The organism is Paenibacillus thermotolerans (assembly GCF_028745515.1).
Classification (GTDB): domain Bacteria; phylum Bacillota; class Bacilli; order Paenibacillales; family YIM-B00363; genus Paenibacillus_AE; species Paenibacillus_AE thermotolerans.
This window is the reverse complement of sequence record NZ_JAQZSG010000009.1, coordinates 35,685-52,728: the sequence shown is the minus strand read 5'-3', so window position 1 is coordinate 52,728 and position 17,044 is coordinate 35,685. Positions and strand designations below refer to the sequence as shown.

General features: G+C 52.7%; 14 protein-coding genes. All 14 read right to left on the bottom strand.

The genetic code is table 11. The annotated features are described in order from the left end of the window. Positions 1-26 precede the first annotated feature (26 nt). A complete protein-coding gene (locus PT964_RS09595; RefSeq protein WP_274363141.1) occupies positions 27-2,237 on the bottom strand; it encodes a DNA topoisomerase III in 2,211 nt (736 codons plus the stop codon). A 122-nt stretch (positions 2,238-2,359) separates the two neighbouring features. Further along, positions 2,360-3,442, bottom strand: coding sequence for a hypothetical protein (locus tag PT964_RS09590; protein ID WP_274363140.1), 1,083 nt, complete (start codon positions 3,440-3,442; stop codon positions 2,360-2,362). A 215-nt stretch (positions 3,443-3,657) separates the two neighbouring features. After that, positions 3,658-5,532, bottom strand: a complete 1,875-nt coding sequence (locus PT964_RS09585; protein ID WP_274363139.1) for an Ig-like domain-containing protein — start codon at positions 5,530-5,532, stop codon at positions 3,658-3,660. A gap of 13 nt (positions 5,533-5,545) precedes the next feature. Next, a complete protein-coding gene (locus PT964_RS09580) occupies positions 5,546-7,639 on the bottom strand; it encodes a hypothetical protein (protein ID WP_274363138.1) in 2,094 nt (697 codons plus the stop codon). A gap of 481 nt (positions 7,640-8,120) precedes the next feature. Further along, positions 8,121-8,933: a carbohydrate ABC transporter permease gene (locus PT964_RS09575; RefSeq protein WP_274363137.1), complete on the bottom strand. Its 813-nt coding sequence runs from the start codon at positions 8,931-8,933 to the stop codon at positions 8,121-8,123. Continuing rightward, the gene (locus tag PT964_RS09570; protein WP_274363136.1) at positions 8,933-9,817 is read right to left on the bottom strand and encodes a carbohydrate ABC transporter permease; all 885 of its coding nucleotides are present in this window, start codon (positions 9,815-9,817) and stop codon (positions 8,933-8,935) included. Before PT964_RS09570 ends, PT964_RS09575 begins: the two co-directional genes overlap by 1 nt. Positions 9,818-9,921: 104 nt before the next feature. Further along, entirely contained in the window at positions 9,922-11,226 is a 1,305-nt protein-coding gene (locus tag PT964_RS09565) for an ABC transporter substrate-binding protein (protein WP_274363135.1), read from the bottom strand. Between the two features lie 19 nt (positions 11,227-11,245). Continuing rightward, positions 11,246-12,040, bottom strand: a complete 795-nt coding sequence (locus tag PT964_RS09560) for a sugar phosphate isomerase/epimerase family protein (protein ID WP_274363134.1) — start codon at positions 12,038-12,040, stop codon at positions 11,246-11,248. Further along, the gene (locus PT964_RS09555) at positions 12,037-12,873 is read right to left on the bottom strand and encodes a helix-turn-helix domain-containing protein (protein ID WP_274363133.1); all 837 of its coding nucleotides are present in this window, start codon (positions 12,871-12,873) and stop codon (positions 12,037-12,039) included. Before PT964_RS09555 ends, PT964_RS09560 begins: the two co-directional genes overlap by 4 nt. 33 nt (positions 12,874-12,906) lie before the next feature. Then, entirely contained in the window at positions 12,907-13,965 is a 1,059-nt protein-coding gene (locus PT964_RS09550; protein WP_274363132.1) for a zinc-binding dehydrogenase, read from the bottom strand. Between the two features lie 252 nt (positions 13,966-14,217). Then, complete coding sequence (locus PT964_RS09545) at positions 14,218-14,520, bottom strand: DUF3846 domain-containing protein (RefSeq protein WP_274363131.1); 303 nt, start codon at positions 14,518-14,520, stop codon at positions 14,218-14,220. A gap of 3 nt (positions 14,521-14,523) precedes the next feature. Further along, complete coding sequence (locus PT964_RS09540; RefSeq protein WP_274363130.1) at positions 14,524-14,703, bottom strand: small acid-soluble spore protein H; 180 nt, start codon at positions 14,701-14,703, stop codon at positions 14,524-14,526. A gap of 72 nt (positions 14,704-14,775) precedes the next feature. Further along, positions 14,776-15,693, bottom strand: coding sequence for a response regulator (locus tag PT964_RS09535; protein ID WP_274363129.1), 918 nt, complete (start codon positions 15,691-15,693; stop codon positions 14,776-14,778). Next, positions 15,665-16,963: an ATP-binding protein gene (locus PT964_RS09530; RefSeq protein WP_274363128.1), complete on the bottom strand. Its 1,299-nt coding sequence runs from the start codon at positions 16,961-16,963 to the stop codon at positions 15,665-15,667. Before PT964_RS09530 ends, PT964_RS09535 begins: the two co-directional genes overlap by 29 nt. Between the last annotated feature and the right edge of the window lie 81 nt (positions 16,964-17,044).

Below are 17,044 nucleotides of genomic sequence, written 5' to 3'. Positions count from 1 at the left end.
ATTGGCATGCAAGTGGTATATATCGCTTATTTCCCCTGTTTATCCGCGCCAAGCTGAAGTTTTTTCAAAGCTTCCGCCAGCGCATTGTTGATCGGCTCCTCTTCCTTCTGCTGCGATTTCAAAAATTGCTGAACCGACCGCTTATCCATCTTGCCGCCGCCACTTTCTTTTTCGCGCCGCGCTTCGAACGCCGAAAGCTTCTCGCGATAGCCGCATGCGCATACAAAGATTCGCCCTTCGCCTTCCCCGCGCAGCTCCAGCTTCTTTCTGCATTGCGGGCAACGAGCGTTCGTAACGAGCGAAACGTTCTTCCGGCGGCCGCATTCGCGGTCTTGGCAGACGAGCAGCTTCCCCTTCTTCCCGTTTACTTCCAGCATCGGTTTTCCGCAGTCCGGACAAGCCGTGCGGGTCACATTATCGTGCCTGTACGTCTTGTCGCTGCTCTTGATGTCGGATACGATCGTTTTCGTATATTGCTTGATCTCGGTTATGAAAAGCTCCTTCTTCAGCTCGCCTTTCGCGATCCGCTCGAGCTTTCGTTCCCATTCCGCCGTCAGCGCCGGGGACTTCAAGTCGGACGGGACGAGCTCCAAAAGCTGCTTTCCTTTCGACGTGAGGTAGATGTCCTTGCCGCGCTTCTCGATCAAGAACGTATTGAACAGCTTTTCGATAATATCCGCGCGGGTCGCAACCGTCCCGAGGCCGCCCGTCGACTTCAGCGTATCGCTCAGCCGGCGCTGATCCGAAGGGAGAAAAGGCGTTGGATTTTCCATTGCCGACAGCAAAGTCGCTTCATTAAACCGCGCAGGAGGTTTCGTCTGTCCCGACGTTTGGGTAATGAGGCGGATCGGAAGCGTTTGGCCCTTTTCCATACGCGGAAGAAGCTGCTCCCTGATGTCGTCCGCCGCATCCTCCTCGTCAACCGACAGGTCGTACACCTCTTTCCAGCCAGCCTGCAGCACCGTCTTTCCGCGAGCTGCGAAATGTTCGCCGCCGATCGCCGCGTGCACGGTCAGCTGCTCATATTCGAACGGAGGGTACAACACGGCTATAAACCGCCGCACAATCAGGTCGTAAATTTTACGCTCCTTATCGCTCAGTGCGGACAGGTTCACCGGCACCTCGGTCGGTACGATCGCATGATGATCGCTGACCTTATTGTCATCGACGAATGCGGCGGATGCCGAAATCGCCTTATTCCGCACTTTTGCCGCCAGCGATCGATACGGACCGGCTCCGCAGGCTTGGAGGCGATCCTGAATCGTGTTTACCATATCCGATGATAAGTACCTCGAGTCCGTACGGGGATACGTGACCGCCTTATGCTGCTCGTACAGCTTCTGCAAAATACTAAGCGTCTCCTTAGCGGAATAGCCGAACAGCTTATTGCCGTCGCGCTGCAGCTCCGTCAGATCGTACAAGGCCGGTGCATACGTCTTCTTCGGCTTTCGGTCAATGAGCGTTACAACGGCATGCTGACGGCCGAGCTTGTTCACGATCTCCGCCGCACACTCGGCATCGAAGGTGCGGCTATTCCCATTCCCGTCCTGCCACGTTAAAATCAGCTTGTCGTTCGTGTGCGCTTCGATGCCGTAATACGTTTTCGGTTGAAACCGTTGTATCTCGTCCTCGCGCTGCGCGATAATCGCCACCACCGGCGTCTGGACCCGGCCGCAGTTGAGCTGCGCGTTAAATTTCGTAGACAGCGCCCGGCTTGCGTTCAGTCCGACATACCAATCGGCCTCGGAACGTGCGACCGCGGAATAATATAAGTTCTCGTATTCTTTACCCGGCTTTAGTTTGCGGAATCCGTCTGCTATCGCTTTGTCCGTGACGGATGAAATCCATAGCCGCTTAATCGGCTTATGGACGTTCGCTTTCTCGATAATCCAGCGTGCGACCAGCTCTCCTTCTCTGCCTGCGTCCGTCGCAATTACGACCTCGCTCACATCTTTACGGGTCAGCTGCGATTTCACCGCGGCGAACTGCTTGCCGGATTGACGGATAATCGTCAGCTGAAGCCGCTCCGGCAGCATCGGCAAGTCTTCCAGCCGCCACGATTTATATTTTTCGTCGTAGGCTTCGGGATCCGCCAGCGTCACCAAGTGACCGAGCGCCCAAGTAACGATATCGTTCGCCCCTTCGATAAATCCGTCTCCTTTTTTATCGCATTTCAGCACGCGCGCCAAATCCCGCGCAACCGAAGGCTTTTCCGCCAAAATCAATCGTTTCGCCATACCGTGTTGACTTCCTTTCCTTGCAAACTATAAACACTATAACATAAATCGATTGAGCGGCGTCTTGGACCGCACTTACGAAAAAAAACGGAGCGGCGCGAGTGCGCGGCTCCGGTATCGGATTATTTCCTCTCTTTATTCGTGAAATAAAGCGTCTGTGGGCCGGAGGAACCGCCGACCAGGCTCATTTTCGCTTTGATCGTTCCCCCGTTTGCTCCTAGCGTAAAGCTATTGAAGTTCCATGCGTCCATGTAAGACAACCAACCGGATTCGTGCACTTCCTGATTCCATTGCAAAACATAGCTTCCCCAACCGCCGGATGGCGTGAGGTACATGTTTATCGTGCGAGGGTTATGAGCGTCGTTGACGAAATCCATCGTCCAGTGATAAATAACGCCGTAATTGCCGTTATTGATTACCGGTTTGCCGTCGACGGCATCCCAACCGACTTCATATTCGCCCGGCATATCGTCCTGCCATTGACCGTATGCGGCGGAGTCTACCGGACGGACGGCGTTCCCCATCGATGTGCGGTATGTAATCGTGCCGATCCGGTCGAAATGCGGGAACGTGCCGCGGACGAGCTGGCCGCCTTCTTCCGGAAGGATGGGGACTTGTTCCGGATGCTCCGGTTTCGTTTCGTATCCAAGGACGGTGACCGTAACTTCCGCCGGATTGTTTCCGTTTTTGGTAACCGCGTTAAACTGGGCAATCCCGCTTGTTGTCAGGCCGGGGTCGGTCGCAGCTTCTACGAAATAGCTTTCGCCCGGCGACAAGGTTGCGAGATATTTGGTCGTGCCGTAGGTTTTCATGAAGGCTCTTAGCGCGAGCTGACCCGCATAATTGACGTAAATGCTTGTTCCGACGCCGCTTCCTTTGGAAAACAGCATCACCTCTTCGGACGACAAATTCGTTACGGCTGCCGACACGGTATGCGTCGTATCCTCGGATACGTTCTGGTGATGCCAGAACACGCGGAACTCGCCTTCCGCAGAATCTCGGTAAAAAGCTCCGGTTTCGCTGAACATTTCCGGCGTGTCGCTAAAGATCAGCTTTCCTCCGACGGGAGTCAGCGTCGGTTTTTCGATCGTCACGGCCGGCTGAAGCGAGCTTACCGGTATGACTTCGCCTGCTGCGCTGGCAATACTCGCCCCCAGCAACGAGACGATCAGTGCCATTGTAAAAAAAGTTTTTCGTTTGAACACGCAAAAATCCCTCCCTAATAATGGATAAAAATAACAGGACAAGGACATTATACACTGCAAACGCTTCCGGGTTTGTCGAAATAACGGAGATATCTATAAAAAATTATTAAAAAGAAGGATTATACCTTGATTTGGATTCTACTGCAGCATCCAACAACAGGAGTGCCGCAAGCAGGCTTTCCAGCCGAACTGCGGCACTCTTATGGCGTTACTTATTAATGCGGCACCGTAACCGTCGCGGTACCGGTTCCCGTTAATCCTGCCTGATCCGTTACGGTATACGTAATCGTATAGATGCGGCCGTCCCCTTTGCCGGACCGTTCCGCCCGCAGGCTGAACGTTGTGTCGGCCGTGCCGAACTCCGCGTTCTGAATGTCATTCACCGTGTTCCCGTCACCCGTTCCGTTATCCGACTCGTTATGCGTAATCGACGTCAACGCGAACGAGTCGACACCGGAAATACCGTCGCTTGTCGTAACGGTTGCCTGAATGTCCGCCAGATTATGGTTCGGCGTTTCCAATATCGTTTTGTCCAGAACGATTTCGATTGCCGGAGCGGTTTTGTCGATTCGGATCGTTGCCGTCTTCACGGCCTCTACGTTGCCGATCATGTCCACGCCGCGGTACTCCAGCAGAGTATCGCCTTCTTCCGTTATCTCGAATTGCCCGTCGTAGACGTTCCATTCGCCGCCGTTCAACCGGTATTCCGTTCGGTCCGCTCCGCCGATCCGTTCATCGCCCGTTGTCGTCAGCGTCACCGTTACGTCGGATGTGTACCATCCGTTGCTTCCGTTCGGCTCCGCCGGATCCGGCATAACGAATGTCTCCGGTTCACGGATTACCAACAGATTGACCGCCGCGGTCGCCGAAGCGCCGGCCGCATCCGACACCGTCACCGTAAACCGATCGTCGCCCGTAAAGTCCGGGTTCGGCGTATACGTCCAGCCGCCGGCTGCATCCACCGTCGCCGTTCCGTTCGCAGGTGCCGTGCCGAGCGCATACGTCAGTACGTCGCCGTCCGGGTCCTCCCCGAAAATGACGCCGCCGGCCACCGTGTTGCGGAGCGCGACGTACGTGACGTCCGTTACCGTCGGCGTCGCGTTGTCGCTGAACAACGAATTCAAAACATAATTCATTCGCGAGTCTTCCGCTTCGTAGCGGAACTCGAACCAGCGCTCTACATTTCGGTAAAGCGCATCGATTTCCGCCGCGCTTAACGAATCAAGGTTCGACACTTGGCTGCCGTTCGCTTCCTCTTGCGCGATCAACGGTTGGATTCGGCTGTTAAAAAACTTTGCGTTATCCGGGTTGCCGTTCAGCCACGTTGCCCGAAGCGATGCCGCGGTATCGTTAAACTTCTCCCATGCCTTCCGGATGATGTGCTTTTGAATTTCCGTGCGCTGCTCGGCACTAGGCGTCTGGAAGTCAAGCACGTTGAACCGCCCGACTTGATGCACATGGCCGCCCCAGGTCGGGGAATTCGACGGCGACCAGCGAATCATCGCAAACGCCCAATCCTCGCCGTTCAGCGGAACATATTCGTAATACGTCTCCCATGGAATGTGCACCGTCGTGCCCCATCCCGTCGGAATTTCTTCGTTGATGATTGTCACGTTGCCCTTTAACGGGCGGTTGTTGCGGTATTCCGTCTGCCACTCGTAATATTCGATCGGGCCGCCGTTCGTCGGAATAATCATCTGGTGGTACGGCACGTCATCGAGTCCGGTTTGCAGGAACATTTCGATCGAGCTGTTTTTCAAGACGCCGTTCGCTTCCCTCTCCGCTTCGTTCGATTGGAAAAATAGGTTTAAACCTTCCTCGTTGTACACCATGTAGAAGCCCGTATCCCGCGGGCCGCCCGGCGTAATCGGGGTTTCCCACCAATACTGCACGAATCGGTTTTCTTTGTATTCCGGATTGTTGAAGTAGCTGCTGTTATACCAGTCCGTCGGCGTCGACAAATCCTCAGAGGCATACTTCACATGATACACGAGCTTCGTCGGTTCCGCCGCGATCGCCGAGGGCAAGCCGGAGACGATAAGCGCGATCATCATCAGCAGCGCTGCAATGCGTTTCGATTGTTTCGCCATAAATATCTCCTCCTTATTCCGCGTCGGTCAGATCGAGCAGCTTCATAATGTGATGAATGAGTTCGAGACGAATCATGTCCGCGCTTGTCGAACGCTCATCCGTGACTTCAAGCCAATTCAATGCATCGTTCGCGGCGGCGGCGCGTTCTGCATTTCCCGAAGCGATCGCTTCCTCAGCCAATTGCTTTAGCTTGGTTGCATAACGAATATCGTCGATGCCTTCGCGGAAGCCTTCCCAAGCAAGGGTGTCGATGACGTCCGTTTGCGTCGGATACACAAAGTTTAACGCCCGGAACGTTGCATCAATATCATCGTTCCACGTATTTAAGAAATTCTCGTAGTAGATGTAATTGTATGTTGCGTCATAGTTCGCTTTGTACAGCCACATGCCGTGGCGCTGACGCATCAAATCCGGATTTTCCGGGCCCGAATGCGGGTAGGCGTAGCTTGTGATCATGCGGTCTTCCCCTGTCGCGTGCCAAGCGTCCGCTCTTTCGCGCGTCATTTCCCCGGCCCAGTTAAGGAAGTTTTCCTTCGTTTCCAAATCCAAGTGCGATTCTTTGCCTGTCGCGAACACCTTCGCTCCCAGATGATCTTGAACATAACGCCAAATTTCTTGTTGGAACTGGAGCATCCCCCAGCTCGCTTCATCCCAGCCGTCAAAATACAGATTCGTATGACCGACATAGGAAGAGACGGCTTGATAAGCTGCGTCTAGGGTCGGTAAATAATTGTCGACGCCTTGGCGCCAGAGCGTGTAATAACGGTCCATCGTCGCTTTGTTCGCATCCGTCGGATTGGCGTCATACGCGGTTTTCGCATTCAAATAATTTGCATAATGCGTGTAAATCGTATATTCCGGATACGTCTGTTTGACGCCGAACAACGGATCCAAGTCGAGTCCGGCCTGCCGCATCAAATCGAGCTGATGGAAATAAAGCTGACTGTCCGCCGAGTTATACAACGGCCCCGGAATATTCACGGCATTATGCTCAGCCATGTTCCGGTACTCGTTCGACAGCTTCTTGTCGACAAGCGCGGCATTCCCGCGGGTTTCGCCCATATATTCCCGCACCCGGCTTTCATGGAACAGCATGACGTAGAAGTCTTTGTTGGTGTCGTAATACGTCTTCGGTGCAGGAAGCTCAAACGGAAGCACGCGGATTTTGAGCGTAATTTGTCCGGCAGGAACGCCGTCCGCCGAAATATCGATCGTGCCGGTATAGATGCCTTCCGGTGTACCGGCGGGAACCTTCGTCGTGATCCACATTTGCTTCGACTCGCCTTGCGTAAGCGCGATCGGCAGAAGCGCCGGACTATCCGCAACCGGCTCCGACAAATGATCGAATTTTTTCGCCGGTTTGGTGAATACATCTACGTATTGCGAACCTGTCGGGTAATCGACGCGAACGTAGTTTTTCTTCAAGGCATGATCGACCTGAATTAAGTTTTCGTCATGCAGCAGCAGTTCGGGAGTCAATACGTCCTTTTTGTCGTCGAAGAAATAGCTTTGCCATGCCGTCCCGCCTTGGTACCATGTTTTCACGACATACATGTCGACCGCGCTTGCCGGGATGACGCCGTCATTGCTTTGCAGGTCGTTCACCGTAAAGGTTACCGAGCCTGCGTCCGCTAACGGCGCGAGTACGAACGAAGCCGCTTCGTATTCGTTTTGCGCGGATACGACCTTAATTTCATTCCCGAACGTACCGTCCTCAGGAATGGTGTTTGGCAGCCGCTTCTCCGGACTGAGCGCCGGAACCGTGTACACGGCGAACGGCGTATTCGCCCGCAATGAATCGGTTGATGCGGCGGCATCATTCGCCAGCCTTAGCGCATAATGGAGCGCATTGTTCGTTTTCAATCCGGTTTCGGCGGAAATATCCGAAGACGCGAGCACGGCCGCCGCGTCATCGCGTACGTGCTCAAGAAACCGTTTTAATAGCGGACGGCTTTCCGTGTCGATAAAGCCTTGGAGCTGTTCTGCCTGTTGCATCAAGCCTTCCCTGGACCAGCCGGAATGTGCTTCGCTGTTCGCAAGCGCCGGGGAGATCGCCGTCAGAAAGACGCAAAGCATGAGTACAATCAGCGACAAACGCTTTTGCATAGGAACGGTCACTCACTCTCGTTCAAATTTTTGAGTGCAATGAAAACGCTGTCAAAAAAGATGCAGGCAAATAAACCTTTTCCATCATGAACCCGTAACCGAAATCACTTCCCTTCTTCCGGATGCGTCATGCTTTGAGGCTTTCGACTTGCGGTATGTATGCATCTTGCAACCGTTAATCGATATATTTCGCTCCCCCGCGGACGCTCGATCTTCCGCAAAGCAGGAAATAACAGTTGTCATTAACCCCCAGTTAATTGTCGGATTTATTTCATATTATAGAGTAGTTTTCATAAGTGTAAATATATTTTCTAAATAAAAAAATAATTTTTTCGTTTTATTATTTTCTAAATAAAAATGACCCCAACACAGGGGTCATCGTTGAAGTTATGACGATGTTGCAAATACGGTTTGAGCGGGTTCGTTTCGATCGTTTGTACGGCGCTTCAACCGATGTAAGCTTGGACTTGCTCCTCTGCCGTTAAAATTTCACGCTGCCCTCCTGCATGCCGGTGACGAATTTCCGCGTCATAATCAAAAACAAAATGACCATCGGAATGACTGTAATGACGCCGCCGGCAGCCATCAAGCCCCAGTTCGTTCCGTACTTGCTCGTAAAATTCAAATAAGATACGGAAACGGTGCGAACTTCTTCCACCTGCAGAATGGCGTTCGACAAAAAGATTTCGTTCCACGTCCCGAGCGCGGAGAAAATCGCCGCCACCGTAAACACCGGCTTGCAGAGCGGCACTACGATGCTGATAAAAGCCCGAAAGCTGCCGCAGCCGTCGACTTTGGCGGATTCGAGGAGTTCCTTCTGAATGCCCAGCATGAACGCTCTCATCAAAAATACGTTAAAGGCAAAACCGCCGCCGACATACGGTATGATCACCCCCCACCAGGTGTTGATCAGATTGAGCCGAACCATCATGAAGAAAATCGGAATAAAACCGATCGGCATGCTCATGGAAATAAACAAATACGCGATGAACGCCGCCGATCCGCGAGTTCTTAAATGCGTGAGGCCGTAAGCGGCCAGAGCGGACAGCGCGCATACCAAGCTTACCGTGAAGCCGGTAATCACAATGGTGTTCAAATATGCGACACTGTAATTTCCCTGATCCCAGGCGTTGAAATAGTTTTCAAGCGTCCAGCGGCCGGGCAATCCTAACGGATTTTTAATGATTTCGGATTTAGTCTTAAATGAGTTCATAAACAGCAGCAGCATAGGAAACAAAGCGAATACCGCGACGGCAATCAACGGGAGATGGCGCCAATTGAACCGAAGTTGCATTACACATCCCACCCTTTCCGCTTTCTCAGCGCCACATAAACAATAATCAACAAGAAAGAGATTACCATCTGGAACAATGCGATCGCGGAAGCGTAGCCCGCCCTGCGGCCGGCAGTGCTCAAGGAATAATAGTAGGTGGACAGTGTCTCTGTAGAATGCGCCGGACCGCCGCCCGTCATAACGTAGACCATTTCGAAGGCGCCGAAAGAACCGATGACCGTTAAGAAGGATAAAATGACGATCGTCGGCCGAAGCTGCGGTAAAATAATGTTCCACATCACTTGCCGCCGCCCCGCCCCGTCCAGCCTGGCGGATTCCTCCAGCGATTTGTCCAGCTGCGTCATCGCGGCCAGCAGCCAAATTACGTTGCCGCCGAAGCCCTTCCACATGTCGGCGATAAGAATGGAAACAAGCGCGAAGGAAGGAATTGTCAATCCCGGCCAAGCCAGAAAATCGAGTCCGGCCTTCTCCAAATAAAAATTGACTCCGCTAAACGGATTGTACAGCCAAAACCAGATTTGCCCCGCGACGGTGACCGTAATAATGGAGGTCGAGAAAAAAACCGCTTGGTATGTAACCTGTCCCTTCTTTACTTTCGTTAACAGATGGGCAAGACCGAAAGCAAAGACGAGAGGAATCGTAATGCAAAACAGCATCCACTTGACGTTGTTCATCAGCGCCATCCCGACAACGCGGTCCTGCAGCGCTTCCGCAAAATTCGCAAGCCCGATAAATTTGGGAACGTTCAACCCGTTCCACTCCGTGAACGGCATAAACAGCGACATCACCGCCGGGATCGTAACGGCGACGATGTGAAACAGCAGGCCGGGAAGTATGTACCACCAGCCGTTGGAAACAACCGCGCCGGTCGTCTTTCTGCTCAACGCATTTCTCCCTCGCTTTCGATGAGTGTAATCGCAGCAGATAAGGATGCAGTGTAAAAAGACGAAGAGCCGCAAGGCTCTTCGGAGTTGAGTTAACGTCTTCCCTAATAGTTCGATAGGCTGAATACATTATTTTCGCTCATATCCTTCTCTTTCTTCTTCTGCAAATCCTCAAGCCATTTCTCGACGGTCATTTTATCCAGATAAATGCTGGCCACATCGGATTCCAGTACGCTTACGACGCTCGGCGATCCGTAGGACCAAGCGACGTACCCGGTTTTACCGTCCTTGGCCGCGGTATTGATCAGATCTAGCGCCTCGGCTACGCTCGGTTTTAATTCGAACGAGCTGTAATCGGCTTCCACAGGCTCCGGAATGCCGTGTTCCGCCATCGATTTCAAGACGTCGGCGTGAAAGAAGTAGTTGAGCAATTTGGCGACCTCATCCTTGTGTTTGGATTTGGCGTTGATGACCAGCCCTCCTCCGACTCCGAGCGGAATAACCGGTTCTCCGTCTTCCTTCCAGCTCGGGAACGGCGCGAAGCCGATGTCAAAGTCCGTTTCGATATCGGAAGCCAGGCTCCAAGTGCCGTCCAGCCTCATCGCCGCGCGTCCCGTCGCAAACAGCTGCATGCTGTCTTCCTGGGAAATCGAGTGCGACTTTTTATCCGACAAATTGCCTGCTTTCCAAAATTCCGCGAACCTCCGGAGCGCATCGACAATCACAGGGTCGGTCCATTTCCCGTCTCCCGAGAACAGCTGCTTCGTTCCTTCGGGTCCGAGCACGCTGTTTACAATGCTTGTAACCCACCAGTCGTCGCAGCCGGGACAGTCGGAGGTGCCCCACGCGAGCGGGATCAAATCCTTTTGTTTCATTTGTTCCGCCAGCGTCACCAATTCGTTGTAATTGGAAGGCACGTTCCATCTGTTTTCTTTAAACAGCGTTTCGTTATAAACAAGCAGCAGCCCTTCGTAATTCCACGGGATTCCGATCGTCTTCCCGTCTATGGAGTAGGCGTTTTTGGCCCATTTGTACATTCCGTCCCCCCAGCCGTACTGGTCGTAGTACGTATCGAGCGGCTCGACATAATTTTGCTTATAGCTTTCTTTCGCCACGAACGGATCCATCAGCATTAAATCCGGCGCTTTTCCGGCAGCCAGCGCCGGAGCGTAATCTTCTACCGACGTTTGTTTTACCTTGATACCCGGGTTTTCCGCTTCGAATAAATCGTACATCACTTGCAGGGCGGAGCTTTCCTCTCCCCAAATCTTAGAATCCGGAACCGTTAACGTAATCGTTCCGGCATCTCCCGTAGAAGCGGCTTCGGGGTTGGAGCAAGCGGCTATCGTTAAGCATATCGCCAGCAGAACCGGCATGGCGAACCGTCTCCCCTTTACAAGTCTCAGCATCTCGGCAATCCTCCTTGATTTATCGATTCGTGCACTCGGTCAAAAACCGGACGGACTCGATGTAGGCTTGCTCCGGATTATCGCGCAGCTCGCATTCAATCGCCATATACCCCTCGAAACCGATCTCCTTGAGGGCTTGAAAGCCGGATCGGAAATCCGTGTGCCCGAGCCCCGGCAACAATCGGTTGCTGTCGGCGAGATGGACATGAGCGATCAGTTCGCCCGTTTCCCGGATGCTTGCGGCGATATCGCGTTCCTCGATATTCATGTGGAAGAAGTCGGCCATTACTTTTACCGATGAGAAATTTCCTTCACGGATGAGACCGGCCGCATCGGAGAGCCGGTTGATCATGTGATCTTCGTAGCGGTTAAGCGGCTCCAGTAAAAGGAAACTGCCTGCCTGCTTTGCGAGCCGGTCGATTTGATCCAGCGCATCCAGCAGAACGGCTCTCTCCTCTTCCTCGGATCTGGGGGAGCGAAAAGGCGGCAGTTTTCGGGAGCATATGCCGAACGCCGCGGGCGCGACAACGCCGGCCGCCCCGATCTCCGCGGTATACTTGAGGATTTCGCCGATATCCTCAATGGCGCGCTTTCGCTCCTCCGGCTCGAATGCGCCGATCCAGCCGCGATATCCCCCGCAGATCGAGCTGATGCCCGTCCCCGTTTCTTTAACGGCGGCGCGAATTTCTTCAAACTGTTCCATTAACCGTTTGCCGTCGATTTCCAGCCCGGCAAATCCCAACGTACGGATCTTGGCCAATTTTTCCGTAAAGCTGTTTCCGAAGAAAGCGCGATCCTGCGTTGCGAGCTTCATCCATTATCTCTCCATTTCTTTTGTAAATCGCGGTATTGCTTCGGGGATACCCCGACATACGACTTGAACAGTCTGGAAAAGTTTTGAATTTCGCTGAATCCGAGCGCATTCGATATTTCCGTCACCGACAACATGCCCGACTGCAGCAGCGCTTTGGCGCGTTGGATCCGCATCTCTCTCTGCATCTGCATCGGAGACTTCCCGAACAACTCTTTGAAGCGGTTGCAAATATAGGTCGGATGCATATGCATCCCTTCCGCCAATCCTTGCAGCGATACGGGATTCTCCGGCTGCTGAATGATGCGGGCCAGAATGCCGACGAACGTTTTCGACGAAAGCTTATCGGGCTCTTCCTGTTTCTGGGATAGCGCATTGTCCAGCAGAATGTATAGCAGCTCTAACGCTTTCGCTTGTTTCAACACCGATCTCGGCAAAAATCCGCTTGTAGAGGTCGATTGCTTGAATTGCAGAAATACCTCTTCGAAATGTTCCTTGTCTTGCAGCTTGAACGTATAGGGGATTTGGAACATCTTCATTACGTCCATTACGCCTGCGATTTCATAGGTGAAATGCCACCGGAGAAAGACGGTCTCCTCCTGCGAGTCTTTGTAATGGTCATGCTCCAAATGGGCGGGAATATAAACCACAGTTCCCGGTTCGATGGAAAGCGTCTCATTGCCGACCCGCAGCTTTGCGTGCCCTTCTTTATGGTACGACATGACATGGTAAGGAAGGGTCCGTCCGAACGTTTTCATTTCCTTGCGGCGATGGATATCGAATTCTACTACGTTGAGGTCAGCGCTATTTAATAGAAAATCCAATTGTTCGTCCACCGATATCCCCCCGCAGATGCGTCGTGTCGCAATTTAGAATGCTACGCCCAGTTTTATGCTCTTAGCCGGCTCCCTATCGACATACGTCTCGTAAGCTTCCGCGCTTCGCTCAAACGGCACGATCGGGTGGATGATATGGTCGCAGCGGATCAAGCCCTTCTCCAGCATGCTCCAGCACGTTTCTTCAATGCGGCGCCAGCTCCAGCGCGGATGGTCCGGATTCGGCTCGCTGCAAGCTCTGGAGAATACGATCTTTGCGTTGTTAAAATGGGCCTCGCGGCCAAGGTCGAGGCCTCCTTTAAACGCACGCGCCCATCCGACGTATGCGATCGTTCCGCCGTACGCCAGCCCGCGCAAGGAAGCTTGAAGCGCTTGTTCGCTTGCGCTTGTTTCGATAATGACATCGACTCCCAGCTTTCCGGTCGCTTTTTTCAGCTCCAGTCCGACGTCCTGATGTACCGGATCGAAGCCTTCGTCCGCACCGGCTTGAATCGCGGCAATTCTTCTGTGTTCGATTGGATCGATTACGGCCACATAGCTCGCTCCGGCGAATTTGGCCATCTGGGCGGCGATTTGCCCGATAGCTCCCAATCCGAACACCGCCACCCGGTCGCCGGCGCGAACGTGGGCGTCCCGAATCGCGCCAAGTGCGAATTGGGCCGGATCGAAGCAAAGCGCGTTTTGCCAAGTCATATGATCAGGCATCTTCAATAAGTAATAATTGTTTACTGCATTGACCGTATGAAACTCGCGGATCCCGCCGTAGCCGCAGACTCGGTCGCCTATGGCGTAGTCTTTCACCTGATCTCCCGCTTCGGTGATTTTTCCTACCCACTGGTTTCCCAAGTTCCACTTGCCGAAATGACCGTGCTCTTCTTTCTCTCTAAGCTCTCTCGGCAGGAAGGTGTGCCAGTCCTCATCGTAATAATCCGACAAATGAGGGCTTTCGTTCCGAAAAGCGGCCAGTTCCGAGCCGTGCTTCGGCGATGCGTATAAAATCCGCACGCGAACCTCGTTCGGTTTTAAATCGGGCAAGTCGTATTCCGCTATATCCGCTTTTCGCGCTCCTGATGCAACAAGTTGTCTGGGCATTCCGTTTCCTCCCCGTCGTTTTTCATAAGTTCCAATGTATGAATCCTCGGTTATAAGCGCTTACATTTGCAATTATAAAGGAATTCGACAGTCCTGAAATTAGCAGGCTTACATTGATATTTATCATTTTTAAAGGTTGATTGATAGAAGCAATAGTATGCGTGCCGGAAACGGAAAAAAAGAAACTTCACGATATTTCAACTAATGAAATGTCGTGAAAGTTTCTTCAATTATTGCGTATGCTCCAAATAGCTAATCGGTTCGAATATACGTATCGAGGATGATCGGAAGGTCGCTCTCCTCAATTCCTACGATTTGATCCGATGCGACTGCTCTTGCGATGACGAACGGGCCTTTAATAATCCCTTGGCTGAAATGCGGATTGACGGGCAAATCCTTCTCATTCCCTTCGCTGTTGCAGTACAGCGTCAACTCGTGATTTAACCGAACGCATTCGAGCGGACCGCCGATAAGTTCGGAAATCCCGCCTTGTCCTTCGTTAACGTTCGTTATCGCGACGGGATCTCCAGGAACGGCCAACAGCACCTTCGGCATCGGTTAATGCTCCTTTAAGCTTCTAAGCGGGACGTCATACTCGTTCTGCCGATCGGCAAGCGGATATACTCTAGCGGTTTCGTTCGCTTGATCCACATGCTGGATATAAATCGGAACTCCTTCATGCGTTACGTTCGCCATTACGGGAGAATCAGCTATTTCTTGAGCTCGTTGTATGTTCATGGGGGAAGCCTCCTTTCAGGTTGCATTCCTATTTTCTTCGTTAGTTCATAAAAATATCCAACGGGTTTATAGCTATGATTTAACGGAGCGCGCCTCCATGTAAAATACATACAAAAACTTTCGAATATTCAATTTGGCCGATGTCGTCTTGCCTCCACCCTCCAACTCCCGCATGCGGAGGCGAACCTCTTGAAAATCGAACAACCGGGAAGCATAGTACTCGAACGTCGGATTCGCGTAATCGTTCAAGCCTAATGACGAAAGCGAGGTAAGCGTATGCGACGCCAACCGGCGCACTCTTTGCTCCATCGCGCGGGCGTCCTTCTGCAAGCCGTCTTCTCGATCCCCCCGATTGATTCGGACCACTTGCTCATAAATTTCTTTGAGCGGCGGCAGTTCGGCAAGCTCGCGTCCATCCCGCTCTTGTTCCGTCAACCAATTGACGATATCGATCAAATCGGAGGCGCCCGCTTCCCCGGCGATTCCGAGCTGCAGCAGCAAGGAACGCGCTTGCCGCTCGACCGAACGCTCTTGCAGCCCCACCCCTTGGCGCATCGGTTCCTCGGCTCCTTGCAGATCGAAGACGCTGAGCGAATGCCGGATCGTCTGCAACGATTTCTCCAGTAACAGATGATCGGCCACCCGCTTCAAAACGGCATGAACCTCCAAACGGTTAATCGGTTTTTGGATAAACGTATCGATCCCTTGCTGGTACGCCTCACCGACCATTTGCTTATTTTCCACTTGGGAAACCATAATAAATCGGCCGCCGTAGCCTTCTTCGCGGAGTGATTTTACCGTCTCGATTCCGTCGCGGCCCGGCATCAGCAAATCGATGACGACTACATCCGCTTTCCGGACCGCTTCGTACGATGCGCTCCAACCGTCGGCCGCTTCGCCGATGACATCGCCTAGACCGCTTTCGGCAATGATGCGCGAAACCATTTTGCGGACCGCCGGATCATCCTCCACCAAGTAAAACCGGAGCATGCTCCGCCACCTCCTTACGAATCAATCGTTCCGTCGGAATGCACACTTCAAATCTCGTCTCTCCCGGATTGCTCCATATCCGGATTTGTCCCCCAAGCAGCTTCGTAATGTCCGATGCGTGGGAAAGCCCGATGCCCGTCGACGAATTTCCTTCCGCGTCGAATTTCGTCGTGTATCCCGGCTGAAAAATAAGCTCCCGTTCGTCCGGCGATATGCCCGGGCCGTTATCGGTGATCGTAAACACAACGCTGTCTTCTTGAAGCTTGACATCCATATCAATATGTCCTTGCCCGTCGATCGCTTCCACGGCATTCGAGACAATGTTGTTCAATACCGATAGCAGCGGGTAAATTTCGTCGGTGGACAGCTTTACGTCGCACCTGGTAAAGATTCGGATTTTTTTGCCGAGCAAGAGCGCATAGTTTTCATTGGTGCTCGCCACCATGGCGCAGAGCGCCGGGATGCCGATCCGCTTCGAAAGCATCTGCTCCTGGCGGATGATCTTGGCAAGTCCGGACAGTATGCGCTGCGAATCCTTCTTTACTTCATGCACGTTCTCCGCGATGAACAAAGCTTGCGACGCGTCGGGAAACGAAATCTCTTTCAGCCTTCTATATAACTGATAGCTCTCTCTCGTAATATCTTCGATATGGCTCATCGACTTTCGAAGATAGAACGACTCCACGAATAAATTGGAGTTGATCATCATCAACCGCTCCAGCTCTTGGCGGCGCTGCTCCCCAAGGGCGCGAACCTGCCGGATGGCGAGCATGTTGCAGAGGCCGACGACAAAGAAGCTTCTTAGTAAGCCGACCAGTATAATTAACAAAAAGCCCCCGGTCGTTATATTCGACGGAATGCCCGATCCGTAGCGAGCCAACAGCTCCACACAGTTCGAAGCGATGTCGGCCAGCGCGCCGTACAAACCGACCTTTAACGGATATTCGACGTTCGTTTTTATTTTCAAGACGGAGATAATGGCCGCGAAAGAAACATAGTAAAAACAGGTGGGCATATGCTGTACGACGCCTTCCACCCACGGCGTGCCGTACAGCGCGGCATCGACGCCGATCCGAAAAAATACGATGAACAAGCCGGCGGAAATACCCGTTACAAGCACAGGTACGGAGAACCAAAGCAAGCCGAAGAAATAAGCGGCAATCCCGAGCGAAAACCGAAAATCGCCGCCGAACGGCGTAATTTTCACTTCCCCAAGCAGCGCGGTCGAAAGAAGAATGACAATCCAGATCAACAGTCTTTGGTCTTTCATGAAACGGACCGCTCCTTTCACTTTCGTTTCGCGTACCAAAAATGCTCTATCCCCCTAATGGTAAAGGAAGAAAGAGCATTT

Bases quoted from the DNA above. Each gene is read 5' to 3' on its own strand.
- PT964_RS09595 (WP_274363141.1), bottom strand. From the start codon at position 2,237: ATGGCGAAACGATTGATTTTGGCGGAAAAGCCTTCGGTTGCGCGGGAT.
- PT964_RS09530 (WP_274363128.1), bottom strand. From the start codon at position 16,963: ATGAAAGACCAAAGACTGTTGATCTGGATTGTCATTCTTCTTTCGACC.
- PT964_RS09550 (WP_274363132.1), bottom strand. From the start codon at position 13,965: ATGCCCAGACAACTTGTTGCATCAGGAGCGCGAAAAGCGGATATAGCG.
- PT964_RS09565 (WP_274363135.1), bottom strand. From the start codon at position 11,226: ATGCTGAGACTTGTAAAGGGGAGACGGTTCGCCATGCCGGTTCTGCTG.
- PT964_RS09540 (WP_274363130.1), bottom strand. From the start codon at position 14,703: ATGAACATACAACGAGCTCAAGAAATAGCTGATTCTCCCGTAATGGCG.
- PT964_RS09585 (WP_274363139.1), bottom strand. From the start codon at position 5,532: ATGGCGAAACAATCGAAACGCATTGCAGCGCTGCTGATGATGATCGCG.
- PT964_RS09575 (WP_274363137.1), bottom strand. From the start codon at position 8,933: ATGCAACTTCGGTTCAATTGGCGCCATCTCCCGTTGATTGCCGTCGCG.
- PT964_RS09580 (WP_274363138.1), bottom strand. From the start codon at position 7,639: ATGCAAAAGCGTTTGTCGCTGATTGTACTCATGCTTTGCGTCTTTCTG.
- PT964_RS09560 (WP_274363134.1), bottom strand. From the start codon at position 12,040: ATGAAGCTCGCAACGCAGGATCGCGCTTTCTTCGGAAACAGCTTTACG.
- PT964_RS09545 (WP_274363131.1), bottom strand. From the start codon at position 14,520: ATGCCGAAGGTGCTGTTGGCCGTTCCTGGAGATCCCGTCGCGATAACG.
- PT964_RS09535 (WP_274363129.1), bottom strand. From the start codon at position 15,693: ATGCTCCGGTTTTACTTGGTGGAGGATGATCCGGCGGTCCGCAAAATG.